The following is a 1,329-nucleotide window of genomic DNA, read 5'->3' on the forward strand; positions in this document are numbered from 1 at the left end:
ATTGACTTCATTACTTGACTAAGCGCTGTCTCTAAATTTATTTCATCTTGATCAAGCTTCATGCGAACCCTATTTTTAAGCGGTGACCATACATGCTCGATCGGGTTTAAATCACAGGGCGGTGGCATGAATGTCTTTGATGTTGTCATGAATCGTATAAATCTTGACGAATAGCATTTAGCAATCCTTGAAAAGCTTTATCTCGTAATTCTTTAGGTCCATTGTTTGTTTCCTGCATCTCTTGAGAAAATCTAACTACTTTATCAGAACCAAAAATTTGACATTTTGCCTGCCACAGTGCATATGCCTTTGAATTTTTATCAGAGCCTCTAATTGCTGCATCATGTATTGATGTAAGCAGCCCTACATAAGCCGTCTTTTTTTCTTCATATCGCCGCTCTTCTTTTTTAGATTTTTGATTAGTAAAATGAGTGATTAAAGTATTGAGTAAGCTGCCAATTCCTAAACCACCAAATATAGCTAGAATTGTGTTAATTTCCATAAGCTCTCCAAGACTGTTCACTTAAATTGAGTATTTAAGATTTTCCAAGCAAAATATTTAATAAGTAATTTTCATCCCATTGAAGTTGTTTGAGTTTGAGTCGTACGCTTTTTTTGTTTCCAAAGTCATTTTTTCGTACTAAATTCACTGCAAGTCTTTTGATTCTGCTTATATTATCCACTGCATTTTTATTAAGCTTTCTGTCTGCATCATCATTTAAATGAACGTCTAATACCCAATGAAGTTTATTCTCAATGCCCCAATGATTACGAATATACTCAGGTAATTTTTCTTCTGAGGACTTGTGGCTGCTAATATAATAACGCCCGCTGCGAGCCATGGAGTGCTAAGCACGGGGTGAGTAGGCCGAGGTAGGTTCGGGTTTTTAACAGAGCGGAGTTGCGAAAGACCGTTAGGTCTGTAGCAAGCCTAACGAGTGTCTAAAAATCTATACGAAGCGTAGAGCCATGTGAGGGCACTGTTGCAAAAAATTTAGATTTGAGTAGGGTGTAGCAATCAACGGAAGTTAAGAGTGAATTGCTGTGGTAAAACGTAAACGATTTAAGAAGAATCAACCCTTTAAATGGAAGCATTATTCCGGTGAGATCATTCTTTGGCTGGTGCGTTGGTATGGCCGCTATGCCTTATCTTACCGTGATCTCAAAGAAATAGCAGCTGAAAGAGGTCTTGAGATTGAGCGTTCAACCATTTGTCGTTGGGTGCACGAGTATGGCTCGCAGATCGCCAAACGGCTGAGGCCCCACTTTCGTCAAACGTGTGCCTCTTGGCGGTTAGATGAAACGTTGGTGAAAATTAAAGGTCGTTGG

Annotated in this window: 2 protein-coding genes and 1 pseudogene; 1 reads left to right on the forward strand and 2 read right to left on the reverse strand. The window is 39.1% G+C overall.

What is annotated here, in order from left to right:
- Positions 1–145: 145 nt before the first annotated feature.
- Positions 146–502, reverse strand: coding sequence for a hypothetical protein (locus C200_RS13655; protein ID WP_016210929.1), 357 nt, complete (start codon positions 500–502; stop codon positions 146–148).
- Between the two features lie 34 nt (positions 503–536).
- A complete protein-coding gene (locus tag C200_RS13660) occupies positions 537–842 on the reverse strand; it encodes an ISAs1 family transposase (protein WP_016210928.1) in 306 nt (101 codons plus the stop codon).
- A 202-nt stretch (positions 843–1,044) separates the two neighbouring features.
- Here C200_RS13660 and C200_RS13665 point away from each other — a divergent pair.
- A pseudogene (locus C200_RS13665) lies at positions 1,045–1,329 on the forward strand (IS6 family transposase); the annotation flags it as partial.

Source organism: Piscirickettsia salmonis LF-89 = ATCC VR-1361, assembly GCF_000297215.2.
GTDB classification, from domain to species: Bacteria; Pseudomonadota; Gammaproteobacteria; order Piscirickettsiales; family Piscirickettsiaceae; genus Piscirickettsia; species Piscirickettsia salmonis.